Annotated in this window: 13 protein-coding genes and 1 pseudogene; 3 read left to right on the forward strand and 11 right to left on the reverse strand. The window is 61.9% G+C overall.

The window, feature by feature from the left end:
* Positions 1–11: 11 nt before the first annotated feature.
* From LQK83_RS10210 to LQK83_RS10225, 4 genes are all read right to left on the reverse strand, one after another.
* Positions 12–1,007, reverse strand: a complete 996-nt coding sequence (locus tag LQK83_RS10210) for an MDR family oxidoreductase (protein WP_230837293.1) — start codon at positions 1,005–1,007, stop codon at positions 12–14.
* A 107-nt stretch (positions 1,008–1,114) separates the two neighbouring features.
* Positions 1,115–1,834: a ParA family protein gene (locus LQK83_RS10215; RefSeq protein WP_230837294.1), complete on the reverse strand. Its 720-nt coding sequence runs from the start codon at positions 1,832–1,834 to the stop codon at positions 1,115–1,117.
* Positions 1,835–2,006: 172 nt separating this feature from the next.
* Positions 2,007–4,094 (reverse strand): penicillin-binding protein 1C, encoded by a 2,088-nt coding sequence (gene pbpC / locus LQK83_RS10220; protein WP_230837295.1) that lies wholly within the window; start codon positions 4,092–4,094, stop codon positions 2,007–2,009.
* Between the two features lie 7 nt (positions 4,095–4,101).
* On the reverse strand, positions 4,102–9,621 hold the full coding sequence (locus LQK83_RS10225) for an alpha-2-macroglobulin family protein (RefSeq protein ID WP_230837296.1): 5,520 nt from the start codon (positions 9,619–9,621) through the stop codon (positions 4,102–4,104).
* A gap of 247 nt (positions 9,622–9,868) precedes the next feature.
* On the opposite strand from LQK83_RS10225, the gene LQK83_RS10230 reads away from it, so the two are divergent.
* From LQK83_RS10230 to LQK83_RS10240, 3 genes are read left to right on the forward strand one after another with little or no spacing between them, the layout of a single operon-like run.
* Positions 9,869–10,015 (forward strand): hypothetical protein, encoded by a 147-nt coding sequence (locus LQK83_RS10230; RefSeq protein WP_230837297.1) that lies wholly within the window; start codon positions 9,869–9,871, stop codon positions 10,013–10,015.
* Positions 10,016–10,047: 32 nt separating this feature from the next.
* Entirely contained in the window at positions 10,048–10,710 is a 663-nt protein-coding gene (locus LQK83_RS10235) for an RBBP9/YdeN family alpha/beta hydrolase (protein WP_230837298.1), read from the forward strand.
* On the forward strand, positions 10,707–11,366 hold the full coding sequence (locus tag LQK83_RS10240) for a peroxiredoxin (protein WP_230837299.1): 660 nt from the start codon (positions 10,707–10,709) through the stop codon (positions 11,364–11,366). The genes LQK83_RS10235 and LQK83_RS10240 overlap by 4 nt, the downstream gene beginning before the upstream one ends.
* Before the next feature lie 71 nt (positions 11,367–11,437).
* On the opposite strand, the gene LQK83_RS10245 is transcribed toward LQK83_RS10240, so the two are convergent.
* The 7 genes and pseudogenes from LQK83_RS10245 to LQK83_RS10275 all read right to left on the reverse strand — a co-directional run.
* Positions 11,438–12,535, reverse strand: coding sequence for a protein-glutamate methylesterase/protein-glutamine glutaminase (locus tag LQK83_RS10245; protein WP_230837300.1), 1,098 nt, complete (start codon positions 12,533–12,535; stop codon positions 11,438–11,440).
* Between the two features lie 5 nt (positions 12,536–12,540).
* Positions 12,541–13,392 (reverse strand): CheR family methyltransferase, encoded by an 852-nt coding sequence (locus tag LQK83_RS10250; protein ID WP_230837301.1) that lies wholly within the window; start codon positions 13,390–13,392, stop codon positions 12,541–12,543.
* 118 nt (positions 13,393–13,510) lie between these two features.
* Complete coding sequence (locus tag LQK83_RS10255; protein ID WP_230837302.1) at positions 13,511–14,002, reverse strand: chemotaxis protein CheW; 492 nt, start codon at positions 14,000–14,002, stop codon at positions 13,511–13,513.
* A 1-nt stretch (position 14,003) separates the two neighbouring features.
* Entirely contained in the window at positions 14,004–15,836 is a 1,833-nt protein-coding gene (locus tag LQK83_RS10260) for a methyl-accepting chemotaxis protein (RefSeq protein WP_230837303.1), read from the reverse strand.
* A 185-nt stretch (positions 15,837–16,021) separates the two neighbouring features.
* Positions 16,022–18,211 carry a methyl-accepting chemotaxis protein gene (locus LQK83_RS10265; RefSeq protein ID WP_230837304.1) on the reverse strand — a complete coding sequence of 730 codons (2,190 nt, stop codon included), beginning with the start codon at positions 18,209–18,211 and terminating at the stop codon, positions 16,022–16,024.
* 137 nt (positions 18,212–18,348) lie between these two features.
* Entirely contained in the window at positions 18,349–20,379 is a 2,031-nt protein-coding gene (locus tag LQK83_RS10270; protein WP_230837305.1) for a CHASE3 domain-containing protein, read from the reverse strand.
* Between the two features lie 193 nt (positions 20,380–20,572).
* Positions 20,573–21,106: pseudogene (locus LQK83_RS10275) on the reverse strand (methyl-accepting chemotaxis protein); the annotation flags it as partial.

The following is a 21,106-nucleotide window of genomic DNA, read 5'->3' on the forward strand; positions in this document are numbered from 1 at the left end:
CGGCAACCGGCTCAGCGGCTGACGTCGATCACGACGCGACCGCGGATCTTGCCGGCGACGATGGCCTCGGCAAGTTCGGGGAGCTTCGACATAGGCTCGACCGTGGTCATCGCCGCGAGGTGATCCGTATTCAGCGTCTCGGCGAGCGTCTGCCATGCCTGCTTGCGCAGCGCCATGGGCGCCATGACGGAATCGACGCCGAGGAGGGCAACGCCGCGCAGGATATGCGGCATGACGGTAGCCGGCAGATCAGCCCCGCCGGCAAGTCCGCAGGCCGCGACAGCGCCACCGTAATTTGTCTGCGCCAGAATGTTGGCCAGCGTTGTCGAGCCGACGGCGTCCACCGCCCCGCTCCAGCGCTCCTTTTGCAGGGGCGCGCCCTTTTCGGCCAGGCTGGCCCGGTCGACAAAGCCGCTTGCCCCCAGTGCTGCGAGATAGTCGTGGGTGTCGGGCCGCCCTGTCGAGGCCGTCACCCGATACCCCTTCGTCGAAAGCAGGCTGATCGCGACCGAGCCGACGCCGCCGGCCGCGCCTGTCACCAGAACCTCGCCTTCGCCCGGCCGGATTGCGCCCCAGCGCTCCAGCGCATCGACGCAGAGAGCGGCCGTATAGCCGGCCGTTCCGATCGCCATCGCCTGTTCGAAGGAAAACGCGTCCGGCAGCGCCATCAGCCATTCCGGCTTGAGGCGCTGATAGCGGCTGTAGCCGCCCCATTCCGTTTCCGACAAACCAAAACCGTTGACGACAACCCGGTCGCCCGCATTCCAGAGCGGCGAGCGCGATTCTACCACGGTTCCGGCAAGGTCGATGCCGGCGACCAGGGGGGTGCGGCGCGCGATCCGGCCCTTGCCGCTGACCGCAAGACCATCCTTGTAATTCAGTGTGGAGTGGCTGATTTCGACGAGAACGTCATGATCTGGCAGATCGGCAAGCGTCAGAGCGCGGAAGGCCGCTTTCGGCTTTCCGTCCACGGCGTCGATGACGATGGCATTGAATGTTTCGCTCATGACCGCTGTTTCTCCTCCGCCGGTACGGTATGTCGGCGGAAAGATATCAGGCCGAGCCGTCGCTCGCGAGCCTATTTTGTCACCGTGCGGGCAGGATCCGACAGAGGTCAGGCGGTCAGGCGTATATCGGTCTTGTCGCGCAGAACGGGCTTCGTCGTGTAGGGCAGGATGCGGCGCAGGACTTCAAGACCCAGCGCCTGCGCATTCTCCTGTGCCTTGTCGAGATTCGAGATACGCTCCGGATCTGCCGTGTAAAGCGTGTCGCCGGCGGTGAAGACGTCGCGATAGGCGGCGCGTTCAATGATAGGCGTGGCGAAGACATGAACGCGACGCTTGGACAGCAGGTCCTTGACCGTCTGCAGCGAGCGCGTCGTTACCATGGGATTGATACGTGTCAGCACGACGGAATGCGGAATGCGCATGTTGGCGCGATCGGCGAGATACTGGATCAGCTCAATGACATTCGCGCCGCCTTCCGCATCCATGGCCGAACCCTGGATCGGGATGATCACATATTGCGACTGGCCGATGGCCTGCGCGAGCAGCGGACTGCGCGCGCCGGGAAGATCGAGCAGTACGAAATCGACCTCTTCCCTGGCGCGCTGGATATGTCCGTTCAGGCTGGCCGCCGTGACATAGGAGACGACGGAAAGACGCCTGGGGGCATTCGCACCCAGCTTCTCGTACCACTTGCTGAACCACAGCTGCGGATCGGCATCGAGCACCGTCACGGAGAAACCCATGCGGATCAACTCGCAGGCCACGATGGCGACCGCGGTTGTCTTGCCGGCCCCGCCCTTGGTATTTGCGAATGCGATGATGGCCATGATTGTCCCCGGTTTATGACGTCCAACTGCGTTGCCGGCGCGATTGAAAATCAGGCGCGCGATCAATGTCCAAGTGTTGCGCAAATCATGGTTAACGGCCGGTAAAGCGGCGAACCCAAAGCTGCTTTTATTCGGGATTGCACCCCTAAAACCAACGGCTATGAGGGGGAGACTATTCTACAAAGACCCGAACGCTGGCCGCGCGGCCGGCGGCATCGATGACGGTGAGCGTCGAATAGCCGGCGCCTTCCGGAACCCATTGCATGGTGCGGCGGCGGGAGAGTTCCGGTAGCGGCTTCCCGTTGGCCAGCCAGTGGAACGGCGCACGGCCGCCCTGCAATTTTAGCGAAAGCGCCTCAGGCTGGGCGGCGGCATCACTGGCGCCGAGATCGACGCGCGCGCCTTCCGGCGGATAGACGATCTGCGGCGCCGGCTCCTTGCCCGACATGGCAAGCAGGCCGGTCGAGGTCATGGAAAAGCGCTTCTGGCTCATCGGCAAATCGGCGGCGGCAATATGGGCCGCGCCGAGCGGGGCGGGCGGGAAGGGGGTAATCGCAACGCCCGATTTGACGAAGGCGTCGAAGAGAATGGGCGCGGCGGAGAGATAGCCGGTGAGCCCCGGAACCGCCCCGTTGTCGGGCCGCCCAACCCAGACGCCGACGACATGCGCGCCATCATAACCGATCGACCAGGCGTCGCGGTTGCCATAGCTGGTCCCGGTCTTGTAGGCGATGCCGAGCTGACGGCTGCCGCGCGGGGCCAGCACGTCGGAGAGGATATCGGTGATATTCCAGGCCGCCACCGGCTCCATCAGCGGCTCACCCTCAAGCTTTTCCGGCTGATCGAGCACCCCGTCTCCGATCTGCACCAGCCGGCCGCGGCTCGCCAGACCGGCATAAAGCTGCACAAGGTCCTTCAGCGTCACGCCGATGCCGCCGAGTGCAATCGCAAGCCCCGGTGCTTCATTGGGCGGCAAAATCGGCTTCACGCCGGCGCGGCGGAAGCGCACAAGCAGCCGCGTCGGACCGACAGCATCCAGAAGGCGGACCGCCGGCACGTTGAGCGAAAGCTGCAAGGCCTCGCGCACGCTGACATCCCCCTGATAGGACATGTCGAAATTGCGCGGCCTATAACCGAAGAAGTCTGCAGGACGATCCTCGATGATCGTCTGCTGCGCCACGTAACCCTGCTCGAACGCAAGGCCGTAGATGAAGGGCTTTAGCGTCGAGCCGGGTGAGCGCAGCACGCGCGTCATGTCCACCCAGCCGGTGCGGGTTGAATCGAAATAACCCGCAGACCCCACTTCTCCGACGATGGCGCCGGTGCGGATATCGGCCATGACGATGGCGACGGACACCTTGGGCCCCAGGCGCTGGGCAGCGCTCGCGGCAGCGGACTCAAGGCCCGCCTGGATATCGCGTTTGAGCGTCGTCTTGTGCTCCGTCACGCCCGGCTGTTTGCGCACGGCGAGTTCGGCGATATGGGCGGCATAGGCCGGCAATTGCCGGCGCGTTGTCGGAACGGGTTGCAGGCTCGCGCGCTCGGCTTCGCCCTCTCCGACGACGGCTGCAACTGCGGCGCGGTTCAGCACACGGGCGCGTACCTTGGCTGCGGCTTCCGCATTGCGGTCCGGTCGGCGCTTTTCAGGCAACTGCGGCAGCGCGACGAGAAGGGCGGTCTGTGCGACATCGAGCCGGCCGGGCTCGCGGCCGAAATAGGCAAGGCTCGCAGCGCGCACGCCTTCGAGATTGCCGCCATAGGGCGCGTGGGTGAGGTAGAGGTTGAGGATCTCCGTCTTGCTCAGCCGGCGCTCGATCTGGAAGGCACGAAACATCTGAAGGAGTTTCGCCGGCACCGAGCGTTCCGCGCGCGGCTCGATCAGGCGTGCGACCTGCATGGTCAGCGTGGAACCGCCCGAGACGATGCGGCCATGGGTGATCAACTGTACGAAGGCGCGGCCGAAGGCGAGGGGATCGATGCCTCTGTGCTCATAGAACCTCCGGTCCTCATAGGCGACCAGCATCTTCAGGAATTGCGGATCGACATCGGCGACTGTTGTTTTCAGCCGCCACCGGCCCTCCGGCGTGGCGAAGGCGCGCAGCAATTGATTGTCCGCATCGCGAACCTCTCGCGACACGGTCTGCGCGCTTTCAAGTGGCGGCGGGAAGGCGCGATCGGCCGCGAGCAGGCCCAGTACTGTGAGCCCGGAAAGCCCGAGCAACGCGCCAAGCCCGATGCCAATTTTCGCCCGCGTCCTCATTCTGGCCTCAGCGCATCACTTCCATGCGGCCAAGCGCTGTGCGTGCCGAGAATTGAGGGCGATACATGTCTTCGACGCTGGCCGCCGGATGGTCGTAGACACCGGGTGTGACAGCGCGCACGACATAGGCGAAGGTGAGATCGCGCTCGGCGCCGCTGGCCAGATCAAAGGCCGTGACGAAGCGGTCGTAACGGAACTCGACATGGGCCGGCTGGATATCCGTCAGCCAGTCGAAATTCGCCAGCTGCGCGCTGCTGACCATGCTCGGATTGTCGATCTCGAGGCCGGCGGGCAGGAGATCGCTAACCAGGATGCGCTGCGGCCAGTCGTTGTTGGCCACGACATGCAGAACGACCACATAACGCTCGTTCTGCTTCGCCTGCGAGACATTCACCTCTTCACCAGCGAGCGTGTAATAGTGGCGCTCGATGGTGAAACCATCGCCGCCGGCTGGAAGCGGCTGGGCCGGGGCTGCCACGGTGGTGACATTGACCGACAGCGCGTCCTTGCTCGTATTCGTCACGGTGACCGGATGCGAGACCAGAGCCTCGCCCGTCGTGGTGGCCATATAGGCGCCCTTCTGGGCCGCACCATTGACGTCCAGCGTCAGACCGTCGTCGCCATTCTGAAGCGCGCGGGCGGCCAGCAGCATCCAGGCCTGTTCCTGTGTGCTGGTATAGCGGCGCGTCTGCCAGTCCTTGGAGACGATGGCGGCAAGTTCCGGCACGATGGGCGGAACCGGGTTGCTCTCGGATGCCAGCGCCAGGACGGCAGCGCCATCGCGCAAGGATGAGCCGTAGTCGTTGCGGGCGAAGCCGGCAGGCTTGGTCGCCTGTTGCTGCGCCGCCTGAAGCGCATCGACGAAGAGGTTGCGCGCACGCTGAGCGTCGCCGTAAAGCGAAAGCGCTGCGGCAATCTGCGCCTTGGCGAGCGGCGTCTTGAACTCGCCGATCAGCGTATCGGCGTAGTAACGCAGGTCGCTGATCGAGGCTCGCTTGTTGCGCGCCAGAACATAGAGCGCATAGGCGATCTCGCTGCCGCTATCCTTGACGTTCGTGTTGGCGCTTAAGGAGTTCTGCAGGTTTTCCAGCGACTGCACCATGGCCTGGTCCGGCACGTCGAACTTCATTTCGCGGGCGCGGGTCAGGAAGTCGGTGACATAGGCGTCGAGCCACATGTCGCCCGAGCCCGGCCCCCAGAGGCCAAAACTGCCGGTCGATGACTGGTAGGAGAGTTCGCGATAGATCGCGTCCTGTACCCGCTTGTGCAGTTCGGCGTCATTGGCAACGCCATTCGTGGCGGCCATCTCGCTGAAGTAGAGCAGCGGCAGCGCGCCCGACGCCGTCTGTTCGGCGCAGCCATACGGGTAGCGGCTGAGGCTCATCAGCAGGGCCGGCACGTCGAAAGCGCTGGAGCGGCTGACATTGATGCTGACGGATGCACCCGGCAGCACGCTGTCGGCGAGCAGATCGGCATTGACCGTCAGCTTCGCGCCGGGGCCAAGCGGTATCAGGCGCCGCTCTGTCAACGGAAGCTGCGCCGGGCGAACCGGTACATCGACGGACTGGTCGAGCGACAGCCCGCCGGCACCTGCAAGCTTGATCGTCACCGTTCCGTGGCCCGGCGTTCCGCCGGTGAGCGGTACGGTGATGTTGTATTTGCCGCCCGGATCGAGATGCACCGTCTTGTTGGCCGATGCCTCGTCCAGCTTGGCAGAGGTATTGCCGGTAACAGACAGGGTGTAGTCGCCGGCGGGTGCGTCGGTGTTGGCCAGATCGAGCCGCAGCTCGGCCTTGTCTCCGGGCGCCAGGAATTTCGGCAGGCTGGCGGTCACCACGACCGGGTCGCGGATGACAACATCCTGCGTCGCATGGCCAACGCCGGCCTTCGACCAGGCGACCGCCATGACGCGGGCCGTGCCGTTGAATTGCGGAATGTCGAAGCTGACCTGCGCCTTGCCCTCGGCATCCAGTTTGACCGGTCCGGAGAAGAAGGCGACCAGCTTCTGCGTCGGCGGGCTTGCCTGCAACTTTGCCGCCCCGCCATCGCCGCCGGTGCGCAGCGCGCCCATGGCGCCGAGCGAACCGTCGATCAGGCGACCGTAAATGTCGCGGATTTCGAGGCCGAGCATGCGCTGGCCATAATACCAGCCATCCGGCGAGGGCGGCTGGTAGCGGGTGAGATTGAGAATGCCGACATCGACGGCGGCAATCGTCACATAGGCCTCATCCTTGGCTCCGGCCCCTTCAACCTGCACGGCGATGTTCAGCGGCTGACGCGGCAGCGTCTTCTGCGCCGTGTCGAACTTGATGGCAAGCTTGCGTTCTGCCGGATCGACGGCGGCCCATTTGATGCCGATGGCGCGCATCGGCATGTGGCTGTCCTGCGCGTCGCCCGGACGGAAGAGGGTTGCGGTCAGATAGGTGCCCGCACCCCAATCGGCCGTAACCGGAACGGAGATTTCACCGCCGCCGGCTGCAACATCCGCCTCGCTGACGGAAAGCAGCGTTTCGGAACCCGCCATGACCATGACATGGCCGCCATAGCGCGAGGTAAGCTTCAGCTTGGCCGTCTCGCCGACCTTGTAGCTCGGTTTGTCGAGCGCGATGTCGAGCGCATCCGGCGTCTCGGTCGATTTCGCCGCGACATACCAGCCGGCGTTGAATTCGACGCTCGATTCCGGCCCGTTCGGGTCTGCGGAGCTGACTTCGAGGCGATAGCGTCCCCAGGCAACGGGCGCGGAAATGGTGCCACCCTCGGGCGTCGCATCGAGCTTGCCGGCGGCCACCTGCTTGGTGGACATGACCGGCTCGAATTTCCAGGCACTGCCGTCGCGATACCATTGATAGTTCCGCTCGACGCTGAGCAGCTTCCAGGTCAGGCCCTTCATCGGCTGCTTCTGGCCATTGGCGTCGATGGCAATGACCCTGAAACCGGCCATGGCGTTTTCGCCGAGATTGCCCTCGAAATCCGGCTTGATGCCGATGCGCGGGCCGTCCACCTTGACCGGCAAGGTCAGCGAGCGCTCGACGGCGCGGCCGCCGGCTTCCACCATGCGCAGCGTCACGTTCGCGTTGATGAGCTGTGTGGTCGAGGGGAGCTCGGCCAAGGTTACGTCGAAGGCAGCCTTGCCCTGATCGTCGAGCGGGTCGAGATTCTCGAGCGTCAGCTTCGAGTTCTGCGCGTTGCTGTCGCCGGCATTGTCTGCAGCCTCGCCGTCGTCAAAGGCATCTGACTTGCCATTGCCTTCGTCGGCAAGGCCGAAGAAATAGCCCCTGAAGTCATCACGAAGGCGGGTCGGCTTCAGGACGACTTCGCCTTCCAGCGCGAGGCCGGCTGCGGGGGCGCCATAGAGATAGCGGCCATCGACCTCGATATGGGCGGGCGCATCGACGCCGATTTCCTTCGAGGTGGTCTTCATGTCGAATTCAGTGCGGTCCGGCACGAAATCGTCGACGATGAAGGTCTGCGAGCCGATGGAGGCGCCCTTCGGATCGACATAGATGTTCATCGTCCAGGTGCCGCGCATGGCGTTCGTCAGGATCGGCAGATCGACCGTATAGCCGCCCGCCTTGCCGCCCTCGGTGACGACGCGGCGGTCCTCCACGCCATCGGGGCGCAGGAAGATGAAGGTGAGCGGCAGGTTGTCGATGGCCTTGGCCGGGATGTCGCGCGCGAGCGCCGCCGCATGAACTGTTTCGCCGGGGCGATAGACGCCGCGCTCGGTCCAGGCATAGAGGTCGATCGCGCCGGGGGCCGTGCGTCCTGCAACGCCACGGTCGGACAGATCGAAGCCGGCGCGGGTCATGTCGAGGAAGACATAGTCCTTGCCGTTCTGCTGGGCGGTGAGCACGGCGGGCGTCATCCCGGCCGTGCCGCGCATCAGGCCGGCGCTGAAGGTGGCGCGGCCATTGGCGTCCGTCTTCGCAGAGCCCAGGATTTCGTTGTTTTTGGCGAGCAGTTGCAGGTCGATGCCGGCGAGCGGCTTGGCGCTGCCGAGCGCGCGGGCGAAGACATTGAGACCATCCGTGCCGGCATAGGTGGTGAGGCCGATATCGGAGACGACGAACCACTGCGTGGCCTGCGGTTCCCATTCCTGGCCGCCGCTGTTCGGCACGACGGCTGTCAGCACGTAAACGCCGGGCTTGCGATCCGGCACGACCTCATCGACCGGGAAGCTGGTGATGACGTCCTTGTTCAGCGCCTGCTTGATCTCGATCGAGCCTTGCCACACGAGCTCGCCATTCGTGTCCTTGATCGTGTCGGCGCTGTATTTGTCGACCTGCGTCAGGAACTGCGAATTGTTGAGCAGCTGGGCGATGTTGCGATCGCCGATGCGGTAGAGCTTGAGATTGGCCGTCGTGGCGTTGACGGACACGAGCGGAATGCCGCGCCGCGCCGTCGAGGGCAGGACGAAATTGTCGCCGGTAAAGTGAACGGAAGCCGTGCGGTCCTTGACGTAAACGTCGACATTGACCTGCGCGAGAAGCGGTTCATCGACGGAGGAGGGCAGGCCGGCGCGCAGCGAAATGCGGTAGTGCTGGCCGAATTCCAGGCCTTCGACGCAGATCTGGTTGTCCTTGGCGTCCACGCCCTTTGCGGCAGCATTGTTGACGGTGACGAAGCTCGCGTAATCGACGCCGCTCTTCAGCAGCTTCTCGGAAAACTGCACGCAGGCGCGCGGCTGGGCATTGTCGTTGTCGAGCGTGTTACCGGTGACCCGGAAGCCCTTCCGGGCGCGCAAATCCGCATAGGCTGCCTGAACGGCAGCCGAGGAGACCAGATTGAGGCTCGCCTTGTAGGCGTTGAGCGCCTGTCGGAAGTTTTCGGCGTTTTCGAGCGCCTTGGCGAGAACCGCAAGCGCGTCGGCGCGGGCGGAGGTTGTGCGGGTTAGTTGATATCCGTTGAGCGCGATATAGGCGGCGCGGGTGGCGAGTTCCGTATCCTTGGTCACCGTGTTGGCGGCGCGGGCGGTTTCGATCCAGAGATCGGCATTGTCCGGTTCCAGCGTCAGCGCCGCCTGGAACGCGGTCATGGCATTCGGAATATTGTTCGAGGTCGCGTCGAGGCGCGCCAGCGCCAGCAGGCTTTCGAGCCCCTGGTTCTTCATGTCGTCGGGGATGGTAAGCCCGTTGCGCAGGTCGGCGGCGGACTGGATGAAGGTGTCAGACAGGAAGGGGAGCGCGGGGGCAGCGCCGATATCGGGTTCCTTGACGGCGGAGACTTCCATGATCTTGCCAGCAACCGCACCGGGGAACGGGTTCATCTGGTTGAAGTCCGATTTCAGGAAGCACCATTTCACCTTGGGGTTATAGGTGAAGGCACGGCAGGACTTGTCGCCGATGCAGGCGGTGCTGCACTGGTCGAGCGTGACGTTCTGCACGGTGCGCAGATCGAAGCCGAAATAGTCGCTGTCCTTGGTGGTGATGATCTGTCGCTTGGCGTCAGCAGCATTTGCATTTGTGCTGATATGTAGCAACGCCATGAAAAGAATAGCGAAAAATCCAATAAACGCGCGCTGTGACATGATTTTCCCCCTCACGCAGCCCGTCTGCCGGGGCACTCTTGAACCTCGAGCGAGGTTTGTCAACACAACGATTTGTGGCATTGCGGATGCGCAAGTCGAGAGCCGCAACGGAACAAAGACCACAGAATTTGGAAGTCCGAAATTGAGAAAAATTTTTCTCGCTGCGACCTTGGCGCACAATCGGCTTCCTTAAGTCTACTGCACGGCTGGATTATAAATGGTGCATCGCTTGAAGAAAGGTGACGCCATGACGACCGAGACACACAAGACGGCCTATCTCGCCAGAAGGCCTTTCGTTTCGATCCCGCTGCCGCAGCGTATTGCCGAGCTGGCCGCCATCGCCGCCGCTTTCGGCTTCGTCATCTTCATGCTGGCCGGCGGCCACGTCTCCTAAGAATTTCGATACACGAAGGGCAGGGCACTCGGATGGAAAAGATACTCATCGTGCCCGGCCTTTTCGGTTCAGGCGACGGCCATTGGCAGCGCAACTGGCTTGCCGATGTGGAAGGCTCCCGAGTGGTGGAGCAGGCGAACTGGGACAGGCCCTGTCTTGACGAATGGGTCGATCGGCTTGAGGCGGAACTGGCGCAAGGGCCAGCCCTCATCGTAGCGCACAGCCTCGGCTGCCAGGTGACGGCCGCCCTTGCAAGACGGACCTCGGCGCGACATGTGCGCGGCGCCATGCTTGTCGCTCCTTGCGACATTGCGATTACCCGCAAGCTTCACCCGGAGAACCTTGCGGCGGTTCACGCGTTTGAGCCGCGCAAGCTTCCCTTCCCGTCCGTCGTGGTCGGGAGCCTGAACGACATCTATATGCCGTTCGAAAATCTGACGGAAATAACTGCCGATTGGGGAAGCGATGTTCACATTCTCGGTCAGGCGGGCCATATAAACATCGAGAGCGGCTATGGCCGCTGGACCGGTGGTTACGGACTATTCCGGCAATTGCAGGTCAGGGTGCAGCATCAGGACAAGATCCCGGCAAGACGCGAGATCGCGTCCCGGTCCTATGATGCGCTGAAAGACTATGCCGCCTTCCGCATTTCGCCCGACAAGAGCGACTGCATTGAAAAGAGGAGTTTATCATGAGCCTTCGCATTAACGACATCGCGCCCGACTTCACCGCAGAGACCACGCAGGGGACGATCAACTTCCACGAATGGATCGGCGACGGCTGGGCGGTGCTGTTCTCGCATCCGAAGAATTTCACGCCGGTCTGCACGACCGAACTCGGTGCGATGGCAGGCCTTGAAGGCGAATTCCGCAAGCGCGGCGTCAAGGTCATCGGCATCTCTGTTGATCCCGTCGAAAGCCATGCCAAGTGGAAGAACGACATTGCCGTTGCGACTGGCTTCGACGTCGAATATCCGCTGATCGGCGACAAGGACCTCAAGGTCGCCAAGCTCTATGACATGCTGCCCGCCGGAGCCGGTGAGAGCTCGGAAGGCCGCACGCCGGCCGACAACGCGACCGTGCGCTCTGTCTTCGTCATCGGTCCGGACAAGAAGATCAAGCTGATCCTCACCTACCCGATGACGACGGGCCGCAACTTTGCGGAGATCCTGCGCGCAATCGACTCGATCCAGCTCACCGCCAAGCATCAGGTGGCAACGCCTGCCAACTGGAACCAGGGCGATGACGTGATCATCACGGCCGCCGTGTCCAACGAGGATGCGATTGCCCGTTTCGGCTCGTTCGATACGGTTCTGCCGTACCTGCGCAAGACCAAGCAGCCGGCCGCCTAATCCTCGGAACAGATATAGAGAAGCGCCCGCCGGAGAGGTCCGGCGGGCTGCTTTTCGATGCAAACGGTGAGTTACCGGCGCTTGTCGGCGGCGAGGATTTCGCGAGCAATCTGTTCCAGCGGTACGATCCGGTCGACACCGCCCTTGGCGACGGCTTCCTTCGGCATGCCGTAGACGACCGAGGTCGCCTCATCCTGCGCGATATTGAAGGCGCCAGCCTGGTGCATTTCCAGCATGCCGCGCGCACCGTCGTCACCCATGCCGGTCATGATGACGCCCATGGCATTCGATCCAGCCGAACGCGCGGCGGAGCGGAACAGCACGTCGACTGACGGCCGGTGGCGCGAGACCAGCGGTCCGTCGCGGACGGACACGACATAGCGGGCGCCCTGACGCTCCAGCAGCATGTGTTTGTCCCCGGGGGCGATCAGAACGTGACCGCGCAGCACCGGATCTCCATTCTCGGCTTCCTTGACCTCGACTTCGCAAAGCCCGTTGAGGCGCTTGGCGAAGGCCGCGGTGAACTTTTCCGGCATGTGCTGGACAATGACGATGCCGGGCGTGTTGGCGGGCAGGACTTCCAGCAGTTCGCGCAGCGCTTCCGTGCCGCCGGTCGAAGCACCGATGCAGCATACCATTTCCGTGGTCTTCGCCATGGCGCGGCCGGTCGGCGGCGGCAACACGGCATCGGCTGTCAGCTTGGCGGCGGGGCCTGCAGAGGACGAGCCCGTGCCAGCCGAGCGTTTGCGCATGGCGCCAAGGCGGGCCTGTGCGGCCGCGCGGATGGTCTGGCGGATGCGTGCGCCGGATTCGGCCAGGAAGTCGGCGGCCGCGATCTTCGGCTTCAGGATGACGTCGACGGCGCCTGCTTCCATCGCCTGCATCAGCGTCTCGGAACCGGCTTCCGTCAGCGAGGAACACATGACGACCGGGATAGGATGCTGCGACATCAGCTTGCGCAGGAAGGTGATGCCGTCCATCTTCGGCATTTCGACGTCGAGCGTGATGACGTCCGGCACGTCTTCCTGGAGCTTCTTGGCAGCCATGAACGGATCGCCGGCTGCGCCGATGATTTCGATGTCGCCTTCCTCGGTCAGAACCTTGGCAAGCGCCTGGCGGACGCTGGCAGAGTCGTCGACAATGAGGACGCGAATTTTCTTCTCTGCCATGTTGGTCAAACCCTCCTGAAGACCGTATTTGCGACTTGCTTCACCGGTAGATTAAGCCCGGTAATGGTTTCCGAATGCCCCACATAGAGGAACCCGCCGGGGACCAGATTGTCGCAAAGGCGCTGCAGCACCTTTTGCTGTGTCGGCTTGTCGAAGTAAATCAGTACATTTCGGCAGAAGACGATCTGCGTCTTGTCGCCGATCTCGTATTTCTCGTCCATGAGGTTCAACCGCGCGAAGCCGACCTTGGCGCGCAGCTTCGGATGAATGCGGACCTCATCGCGTTCGGGATCGCGCGCTTCCATGACATAACGCTTGCGCATGGACGCTTCGACCGGTGAAAGCATGTTGCGCGGATAGACGCCGCGGCGGGCGATCTTCAGCACCTCTGTGGACAGGTCGGTGGCGAGGATACCGTAGTCCAGGTTGCCGTTCGCCTTGATGAAATCTTCCATCACCATCGCGATGGTGTAGGCTTCCGCACCGATCGAGGCGGCGGAGCTCCAGATGCGAAGGCGGCGATGGCCCTCCGAGATCAAGGTCGGCAGACCCTTTTCCATCATATGCTCGAAATGCTTCGGCTCGCGGAAAAAGTCGGTCTTGTTGGTCGTCACGGCGTCCATCAGATGGATCGCCTCGCGCTCCATACCGTCGTACTTGAAGATGTAATCGCAGTACTCATCGAAGGTTTCGATGCCTGTGGCGCGCAGCCGACGGCGCAGGCGACCCTCGAGCATAGTCCGCTTGGAGGGCGGCATCTTGATGCCACTGTATTCGTAGATGTAGCGGGAAAGTCGCTCGAAATTCTTCGGGCTTATTCCTGCATCGTAATACTCTTTTGCTGCCGCGACTGACACGCTTGAACTCTTTCAGTTTCGGGGCTCAGCATACGGGTAGAAATACCCGTATCTGGCTTAAACAGGGAGACCGGAGCGGCCGGCATGCCTGCCGTCGCCCCAACCGTCTTCTTAAATGTCAGGCCGACTTGGCCTGCGGTGTGGTAACCAGCGAGGACACGTCGGCGCTGTTGAACAGGCGTCCGAGATCGATGATCACCACGAAGCCGCCATTGCGGCGCACGACACCGGAAATGTATTCCGACGACCAGCGCACGCCGATATCGGGGGCGCCTTCGAGGGCGTCATTCTGGAACGAGGCGACCTCGAAGACCCGGTCGGCGACCAGGCCGAGCGTCAGCAGACGCCCGGCGATCGGCACGTCGATGACGAGAACGCGCGTATGCGTCGTTTGCGCCATGCCCGACATGCCGAGCCGGAGCCGGAGGTCGATGACCGGAACGCCCTGACCGCGCACGTCACGCAGGCCGAGGAGGTAATCGGGACCATGCGGGATGCGGAACACATCCTCATAGTCAAGAATTTCCCTGACCACTTCGACGGGAACGGCAAAGCATTCGTCGTCGAGGCCGAAGGTCACATATTGCGATTCAGAGGCGTTCGTAGCCATTTCATGCAGTCTCCCGGAAATCGTTGTCGTCACTGTCTGGACCGCCCATGTCGAGCGCGAAGCCCTTTACGCGTGCCTGCTGTGCAGCGACGCTGTGGTCGGCCGTGACCTTCCTCGGCGCAGCCTTGGCAGCGACCTTGGCCTTGAGGGAAGGGGCTGGCTTGTGTGCCATGGCTGTCATCGAATGCCGGGACACGTTCTTCTTCTGGTCGGCGTTATCCACCTTGAAGAACGCGATGGACGCCTGAAGCTCTTCGGCCTGGGCGGCGAGTTCTTCCGACGTTGCCGACATTTCTTCCGATGCGCCGGCATTCTGCTGCGTCACCTTGTCGAGCTGCTGGATCGCCTCGTTGATCTGGCTGGCGCCGATATCCTGCTCGCGGCAGGCGGCGGAGATTTCGGCAACCAGTTCCGCGGTCTTGCGGATATCCGGAACCAGCTTCGAAAGCATCTCGCCGGCTTCGGTTGCGACCTTCACCGTTTCGCCGGACAGGCCGGAGATTTCGGCTGCGGCCTGCTGGCTGCGCTCTGCGAGCTTGCGGACTTCTGAGGCCACGACCGCAAAACCGCGACCATGTTCACCGGCGCGCGCTGCTTCGACAGCGGCGTTGAGGGCAAGCAGGTCGGTCTGGCGGGCGATTTCCTGGACGATCGAGATCTTCTCGGCAATCGTGCGCATGGCGCTGACGGCCTTGTTGACGGCTTCGCCGGAGGCTTCTGCATCCTTCGAAGACTGGCGGGCGATCTTTTCGGTCTGGGCCGCGTTGTCAGCGTTCTGCTTGATGTTGGCGGCCATTTCTTCCATGGAAGCCGAGGCTTCTTCGGCAGACGAAGCCTGTTCGGTTGCGCCCTGCGACAGCTGTTCCGAACCGGAAGAGAGCTGCTGGCTGCCGGACGAGACGTTGTCGGAAGCGGCAAGCGCATCGCCAACCACGCCGCGCAGGCGCTCGACCATCGACTGGAGCGAGATGCCAAGCGTATCCTTGTCGGACAGCGGCTTCGGCGTGACGGTCAGGTCGCCATTGGCGATCTGGTCGGCAACGTTGGCAGTGTTGCGCAGGTTGCCGGTCATGATGTTGATGGTGTCGACGAGATCCTTGATTTCGTCATTGGTCTTGATCTGGACTTCCTGGTTCAGGTCGCCGATGGAGACGGCTTCTGCGACCGTCTGGATTTTCTTCAGGCCGGAATTGATGCCGAGGGCGATCCAGAGGGCGATGCTGATGGAGAGGACGAGCATGGCCGCAACCGAGCCGAGAAGGATGTTGCGCGAATTTGCGTATTCCTGATCTGTCGAGGCGTTGGTCTCGTTCAGGTCGGCCACTATCGCATCATTTGCCGCCGAAAGAGCCTTAAGCATGTCGGTGGACACCTTGCGGGCCTCGCCCATCGACAATTCACCAGCCTGGCGATTGCTGTCGCTTGTGTTCTCAATACCCCACTTCAAAATCTGATCGTCGAGCAGTGCCCATTTTTTGTAGGCCTCGTCGTACTCCTTCATTCTGTCGATAACAGCCTGATTTTTCGTGAGCTTAACGATTTTGTCGGCAATTTGGAGAGCCTTCTCCCGGTTTGCTTTAACCTGTTCAACAAAGCCCTGGATTGCTTGGCTGTCCGTGCTGATGACGACGTTCTTTTCCATCCGAATGGCATTGAGTACTGCGGTGGCCAGATCGCCCGAGTTGCGAAGATTCGCGGCGGGCCCGTCAACGATCACGCTTATCGCGGAGTTCAGCGACGAGAGTTTCATAATCGCCAGCGTAGACATGCCCGCTGACAGGAGGATCATCAGCCCGAATGCGAGCGCGAGCTTGAATTTGATTGTGAAGCGCATAAACGCGGCCCCTTGAGTGTTCGGTGTCAAAAAATGGATATCTCTGTATCCGACCTGTATTATTCTTTGCGAAGACCGATACACTCACTCGTCCGCAAACCGGTTGCCCCGTTCAAGGCACCGGGAGCCCCGTTCCCCGGTGCTGATTGGCGCGCGATCATCGCGCGCCATTCGCTTCTCATATCTCAGCCCGTCTGATGAAAGTGGTCGTCGTCGTGGTCGGGACCTCCCACCTTCATGTCGAGTGTGAAACCCTTTGCCTTTGGTGACGGTGCGGATGTCCGTGCCCCGGCCTTTGCTGCATTCTTTTTGGCTGACGGGGCCGCCATTTTGGCCGCCGTCGCCTTCAATTTCTTCACCGGGTTCGCTTCTTCTGCGGCCTCGACCTTGAAGAATGCGATGGAGGCCTGAAGCTCTTCCGCCTGGGCGGCAAGTTCTTCCGATGTTGCCGACATCTCGTCAGAGGCACTGGCATTCTGCTGCGTCACCTTGTCGAGCTGCTGGATTGCCTCGTTGATCTGGCTGGCGCCGATATCCTGCTCGCGGCAGGCGGCGGAGATTTCGGCAACCAGTTCCGCGGTCTTGCGGATATCCGGAACCAGCTTCGACAGCATGTCGCCGGCTTCGGTTGCGACCTTCACCGTTTCGCCGGACAGGCCGGAGATTTCGGCTGCGGCCAGCTGGCTGCGTTCTGCAAGCTTGCGGACTTCGGATGCCACGACCGCAAAGCCGCGACCATGTTCACCGGCGCGCGCTGCTTCGACAGCGGCGTTGAGGGCAAGCAGGTCGGTCTGGCGGGCGATTTCCTGGACGATCGAGATCTTCTCGGCAATCGTGCGCATCGCGCTGACCGCGCGGTTGACGGCCTCTCCAGACGCTTCTGCATCCTTCGAAGACTGGCGGGCGATCTTTTCGGTCTGGGCCGCGTTGTCAGCGTTCTGCTTGATGTTGGCGGCCATTTCTTCCATCGAGGCGGAAGCCTCTTCGCCGGAGGCCGCCTGTTCGCTGACGCCCTGTGAAAGCTGCTCGGCGGCAGAAGACAATTGCTGGCTGCCTGCGGCGACCTGATCGGCAGCCGACGAGATACCAACGGCGACCGTCGACAACTGCTCGACCAGAGCGTTGATGGCGTCCTTCATCTTCTCGTGGTCGCCTTCGCACTCGATCTCGACATACTGTCTGAGGTCACCCTCGCTGACGAGTTCGAGAACACGATTGCCTTCGGCGATCGGCAGGATGATGGCGTCGAGCATGCCGTTGATGCCGGCAACCAGCTTTGCGAAATCGCCCACGAACTGGTTGGCTGCGCCACGTTCGCTCAGCTTTCCTTCGGTCGAGGCTGCGATCAGCCGCTGGAGTTCTGTGATGATCGCGCGGAAGTTGCCACGCAGCGTTTCAATCGTCTCGTTAATGAAGGCCTTCTTGCCCGGGAACTGTTCGAGTGGGGCATCGAAATTGCCTTCGCCGAAGGCCTTGACGCAAGCCATGGCCTTCTTCTTGACGGCGATGTGGCCGGCGACCATGTCATTGATCCCCTTGGCCATGACGGCAAAGTCGCCTCTGAAGCGTTCGACCGGCACGAAGACGTCGATATCGCCCTTGTCGTGCTCGATCGACATGGTGTTCATTTCAGCGATCAGGCCGCGCAGATTGGTGCGCAGGGTCTCGATCGTTTCGTTGATGAAAGCCTTCTTGCCTGGGAACTGTTCGAGCGGCGCCTCGAAATTGCCTTCGCCGAACGCCTTGACGCAAGCCATGGCCTTCTTCTTGACGGCGATGTGGCCGGCGACCATGTCATTGATGCCCCTGGCCATGTTGCCGAAGTCGCCCTGGAAGCGCTCAGAGGGCACGAACACGTCGATATCGCCCTTGTCGTGCTCGACCGACATCCTGCTCATTTCAGCGATCAGGCCGCGCAGGTTTCCGCGCAGCGTTTCGATCGTCTCGTTGATGAAGGCCTTCTTGCCCGGGAACTGGTCAAGCGGTGCATCGAAATTGCCTTCGCCCAGAGCCTTGACGCAGGCCATGGCTTTCTTCTTGACGGCGATGTGGCCGGCGACCATGTCGTTCACATTCCTTGCCATGTTGGCAAAGCTGCCTTTGAAGGAATCTGCCGGGATCGTGACGTCGATATCGCCACGATCGTGTTCGGCCGACAGCCGGGCGATCGATTGTTCGAGCATGCTGACCGGACGGCCTGCAGCCTCGAGAAGTGCATTCACGGCTTCGAGTACATCTCGGGCGCCCCCTGTGGCGCTCGAAAGTTCGGCGCGTGCTGAAAAGTCGCCTTCGTTGAATGCGGCTGTCAGATGCCGGATTTGTTCGACGGCTGTCGCACTTTGCGACGACTTCTTCATTTGCGTCAGAATAGACATTTGATAACCCCTAAACGCCTGCATGTCCCTGTTTAAGCGGTCGGTCGGACCCATTTCCGTCCCGCCCTGTCATTTTCTTTCTTGGTGCGTACCGGCGGCGGAGCCGCAGGTACATTTCGTATCCCCCCCTCGTGAGATCAGGCGCTCTGCCGGAAATCGTCGTCGTCGCTGTCAGGCCCGCCCATGTTCATGTCGATGTTTAGACCTTTGGACTTGGACATTGCGCGGGGAGTAGCGGCCTTCGCTGCCGGACGCTTGGCCGGTGCAGCCATCTTCGCCGCGGTTGCCTGGAGTTGCTTGATTCCGCGGGTATCGCGCGACTGGTTGGCCGTATCAACCTTGAAGAACGCGATGGACGCCTGCAGTTCCTCCGCCTGGGCGGCGAGTTCTTCCGACGTTGCCGACATTTCTTCCGATGCGCCGGCATTCTGCTGCGTCACCTTGTCGAGCTGCTGGATAGCCTCGTTGATCTGGCTGGCGCCGATATCCTGCTCGCGGCAGGCGGCGGAGATTTCTGCAACCAGTTCCGCGGTCTTGCGGATATCCGGAACCAGCTTCGACAGCATCTCGCCGGCTTCGGTTGCGACCTTCACCGTTTCGCCGGACAGGCCGGAGATTTCGGCAGCGGCCTGCTGGCTGCGCTCTGCGAGCTTGCGGACTTCGGATGCCACGACCGCAAAGCCGCGACCATGTTCACCGGCGCGCGCTGCTTCCACAGCCGCATTGAGGGCAAGCAGGTCGGTCTGGCGGGCGATTTCCTGAACGATGGAGATCTTCTCGGCAATCGTGCGCATGGCGCTGACCGCGCGGTTGACGGCCTCTCCAGACGCTTCTGCATCCTTCGAAGACTGGCGGGCGATCTTTTCGGTCTGGGCGGCGTTATCAGCGTTCTGCTTGATGTTGGCGGCCATTTCTTCCATCGAAGCCGAGGCTTCTTCGGCAGACGAAGCCTGCTCGGTTGCGCCCTGCGACAGCTGTTCCGAACCGGAAGAGAGCTGCTGGCTGCCGGACGAGACGTTGTCGGAAGCGACAAGCGCATCGCCAACCACGCCGCGAAGACGCTCGACCATCGACTGTAGTGCGGTACCCAGTCTATCCTTGTCGGACATTGGCTTAGGGGTCACGGTCAGGTCACCATCGGCGATCTTGTCGGCGACGCTCGATGTCGAGCGAAGGTTAAGAACCATGTTGCGCATGGAGATACCGAGCGTATCCTTGTCGGAAAGTGGTGCGGGTTCGACGCTCAGATCGCCCAAGGCGATATCGTCTGCAATCTTTGCGGTATTGCGAAGGTTCGCGACCATTTCCTGCAGGTTGTGGCTGACTTCACTGCTGAGCGCGCCGTAATCGCGTTCCAGTTCGCGGCTGAGATCGCCCGTCGAGACGGTCTTGAGGACCGAGGAAATGTCGCGGAAAGCAGCTTCCACTGCCTGCGAGGCACCCTGCATCTGGCCGATTTCGTCACGGCGGCCTGTTTCCAGTGGAATCGCGAGCTTGGAAAGCGCTTCATTGACTTCGCCGATGGGCTTGGCAATCGTCTTGGCCATCAGCAAGCCGGAAGCGAGCGAGATCACGAGGCTGATCACGATGCCCGCAATGATGATTTCGTTGACGAGATCCAGCGCATTGGTCTGGGCCTCCTGACGCTCTTTCAGCAGCGTGGCTTCAGCGTTGATGATTTCAGCGACCTTCTTGCGCAGGCCATCCATGGACTCCTTGCCGGCGCCGGAGATTTCGGTCTGACGGGCGATCTCCTGGGTTTCAGGATGTGCCATCTGGGCAATTGCCTTGTCGGCAATCGAAGTGTGCCAGGTTTCGGCCAACCTGCGGACCTCGTCGAGGCGCTGCTGCTGAGCCGGATTGTCTGCGGTCAGGCTCTTGGCGTCGCTCCATGCCTTGCCGAAGGCCTCCCAGCCGCTCTTGTAGGGATCCAGAAATTGCTGTTCATTGGAAAGAAGGAAGCCGCGGTAGCCTGTTTCCTGATTGACCATGTTGGCGACAATGTCATTCGACGCTGCGATCACCTTCATCGTGTGATCGTTCCAGAACGTGGTTTGCCGAACTTCGTTGGACTTCAGATAGATCACGGTGTTGACGGAGAGAATTGTCAGAATGATCAGCCCGAGGGCGAGCATGAGCTTCTTGGGGATGGACAGGTTGTTCAACATGGTGGTCGTCCTTTGAAGGCGATTTCATCTAGTTTTTCAGCGCGGTTCGGTTCGCCTTGTTGTTCTTTCGGCGGTCGTCCGGAAGGCAATCCGTCGCTGGTTCTCTCCACGGAGCGCTCTCTGAACGCGCCCGTTATTGTCAGTCGTGGGCCCGGGCCTCGTCACAGGGGAAGAAGCCCGGGGAATTGCTGCATCACGCACTCTGGCGGAAGTCGTTGTCGTCGCTGTCGGGGCCGCCCATGTCCATGTCGAGCGTGAAGCCCTTGGACGATTGGCGAGACTGGACCTTTGCCGGTGCGGTCTTGGGAGCCGGACGCTTGGCAGCCGGAGCCGACATCTTTGCTGCGACGGTCTTCAGCTTCTTCACATTGGCCGTTTCGTGCGAACCCGCCGCATCGACCCGGAAGAACGCGATGGACGCCTGAAGCTCTTCCGCCTGGGCGGCGAGTTCTTCCGATGTTGCCGACATTTCTTCCGATGCGCCGGCATTCTGCTGCGTCACCTTGTCGAGCTGCTGGATCGCCTCGTTGATCTGGCTGGCGCCGATATCCTGCTCGCGGCAGGCGGCCGAGATTTCGGCAACCAGTTCCGCGGTCTTGCGGATATCCGGAACCAGCTTCGACAGCATCTCGCCGGCTTCGGTTGCGACCTTCACCGTTTCGCCGGACAGGCCGGAGATTTCGGCAGCGGCCTGCTGGCTGCGCTCTGCGAGCTTGCGGACTTCGGA

This window comes from Rhizobium sp. C1 (genome assembly GCF_021026335.1).
Taxonomy (GTDB): domain Bacteria; phylum Pseudomonadota; class Alphaproteobacteria; order Rhizobiales; family Rhizobiaceae; genus Ensifer_A.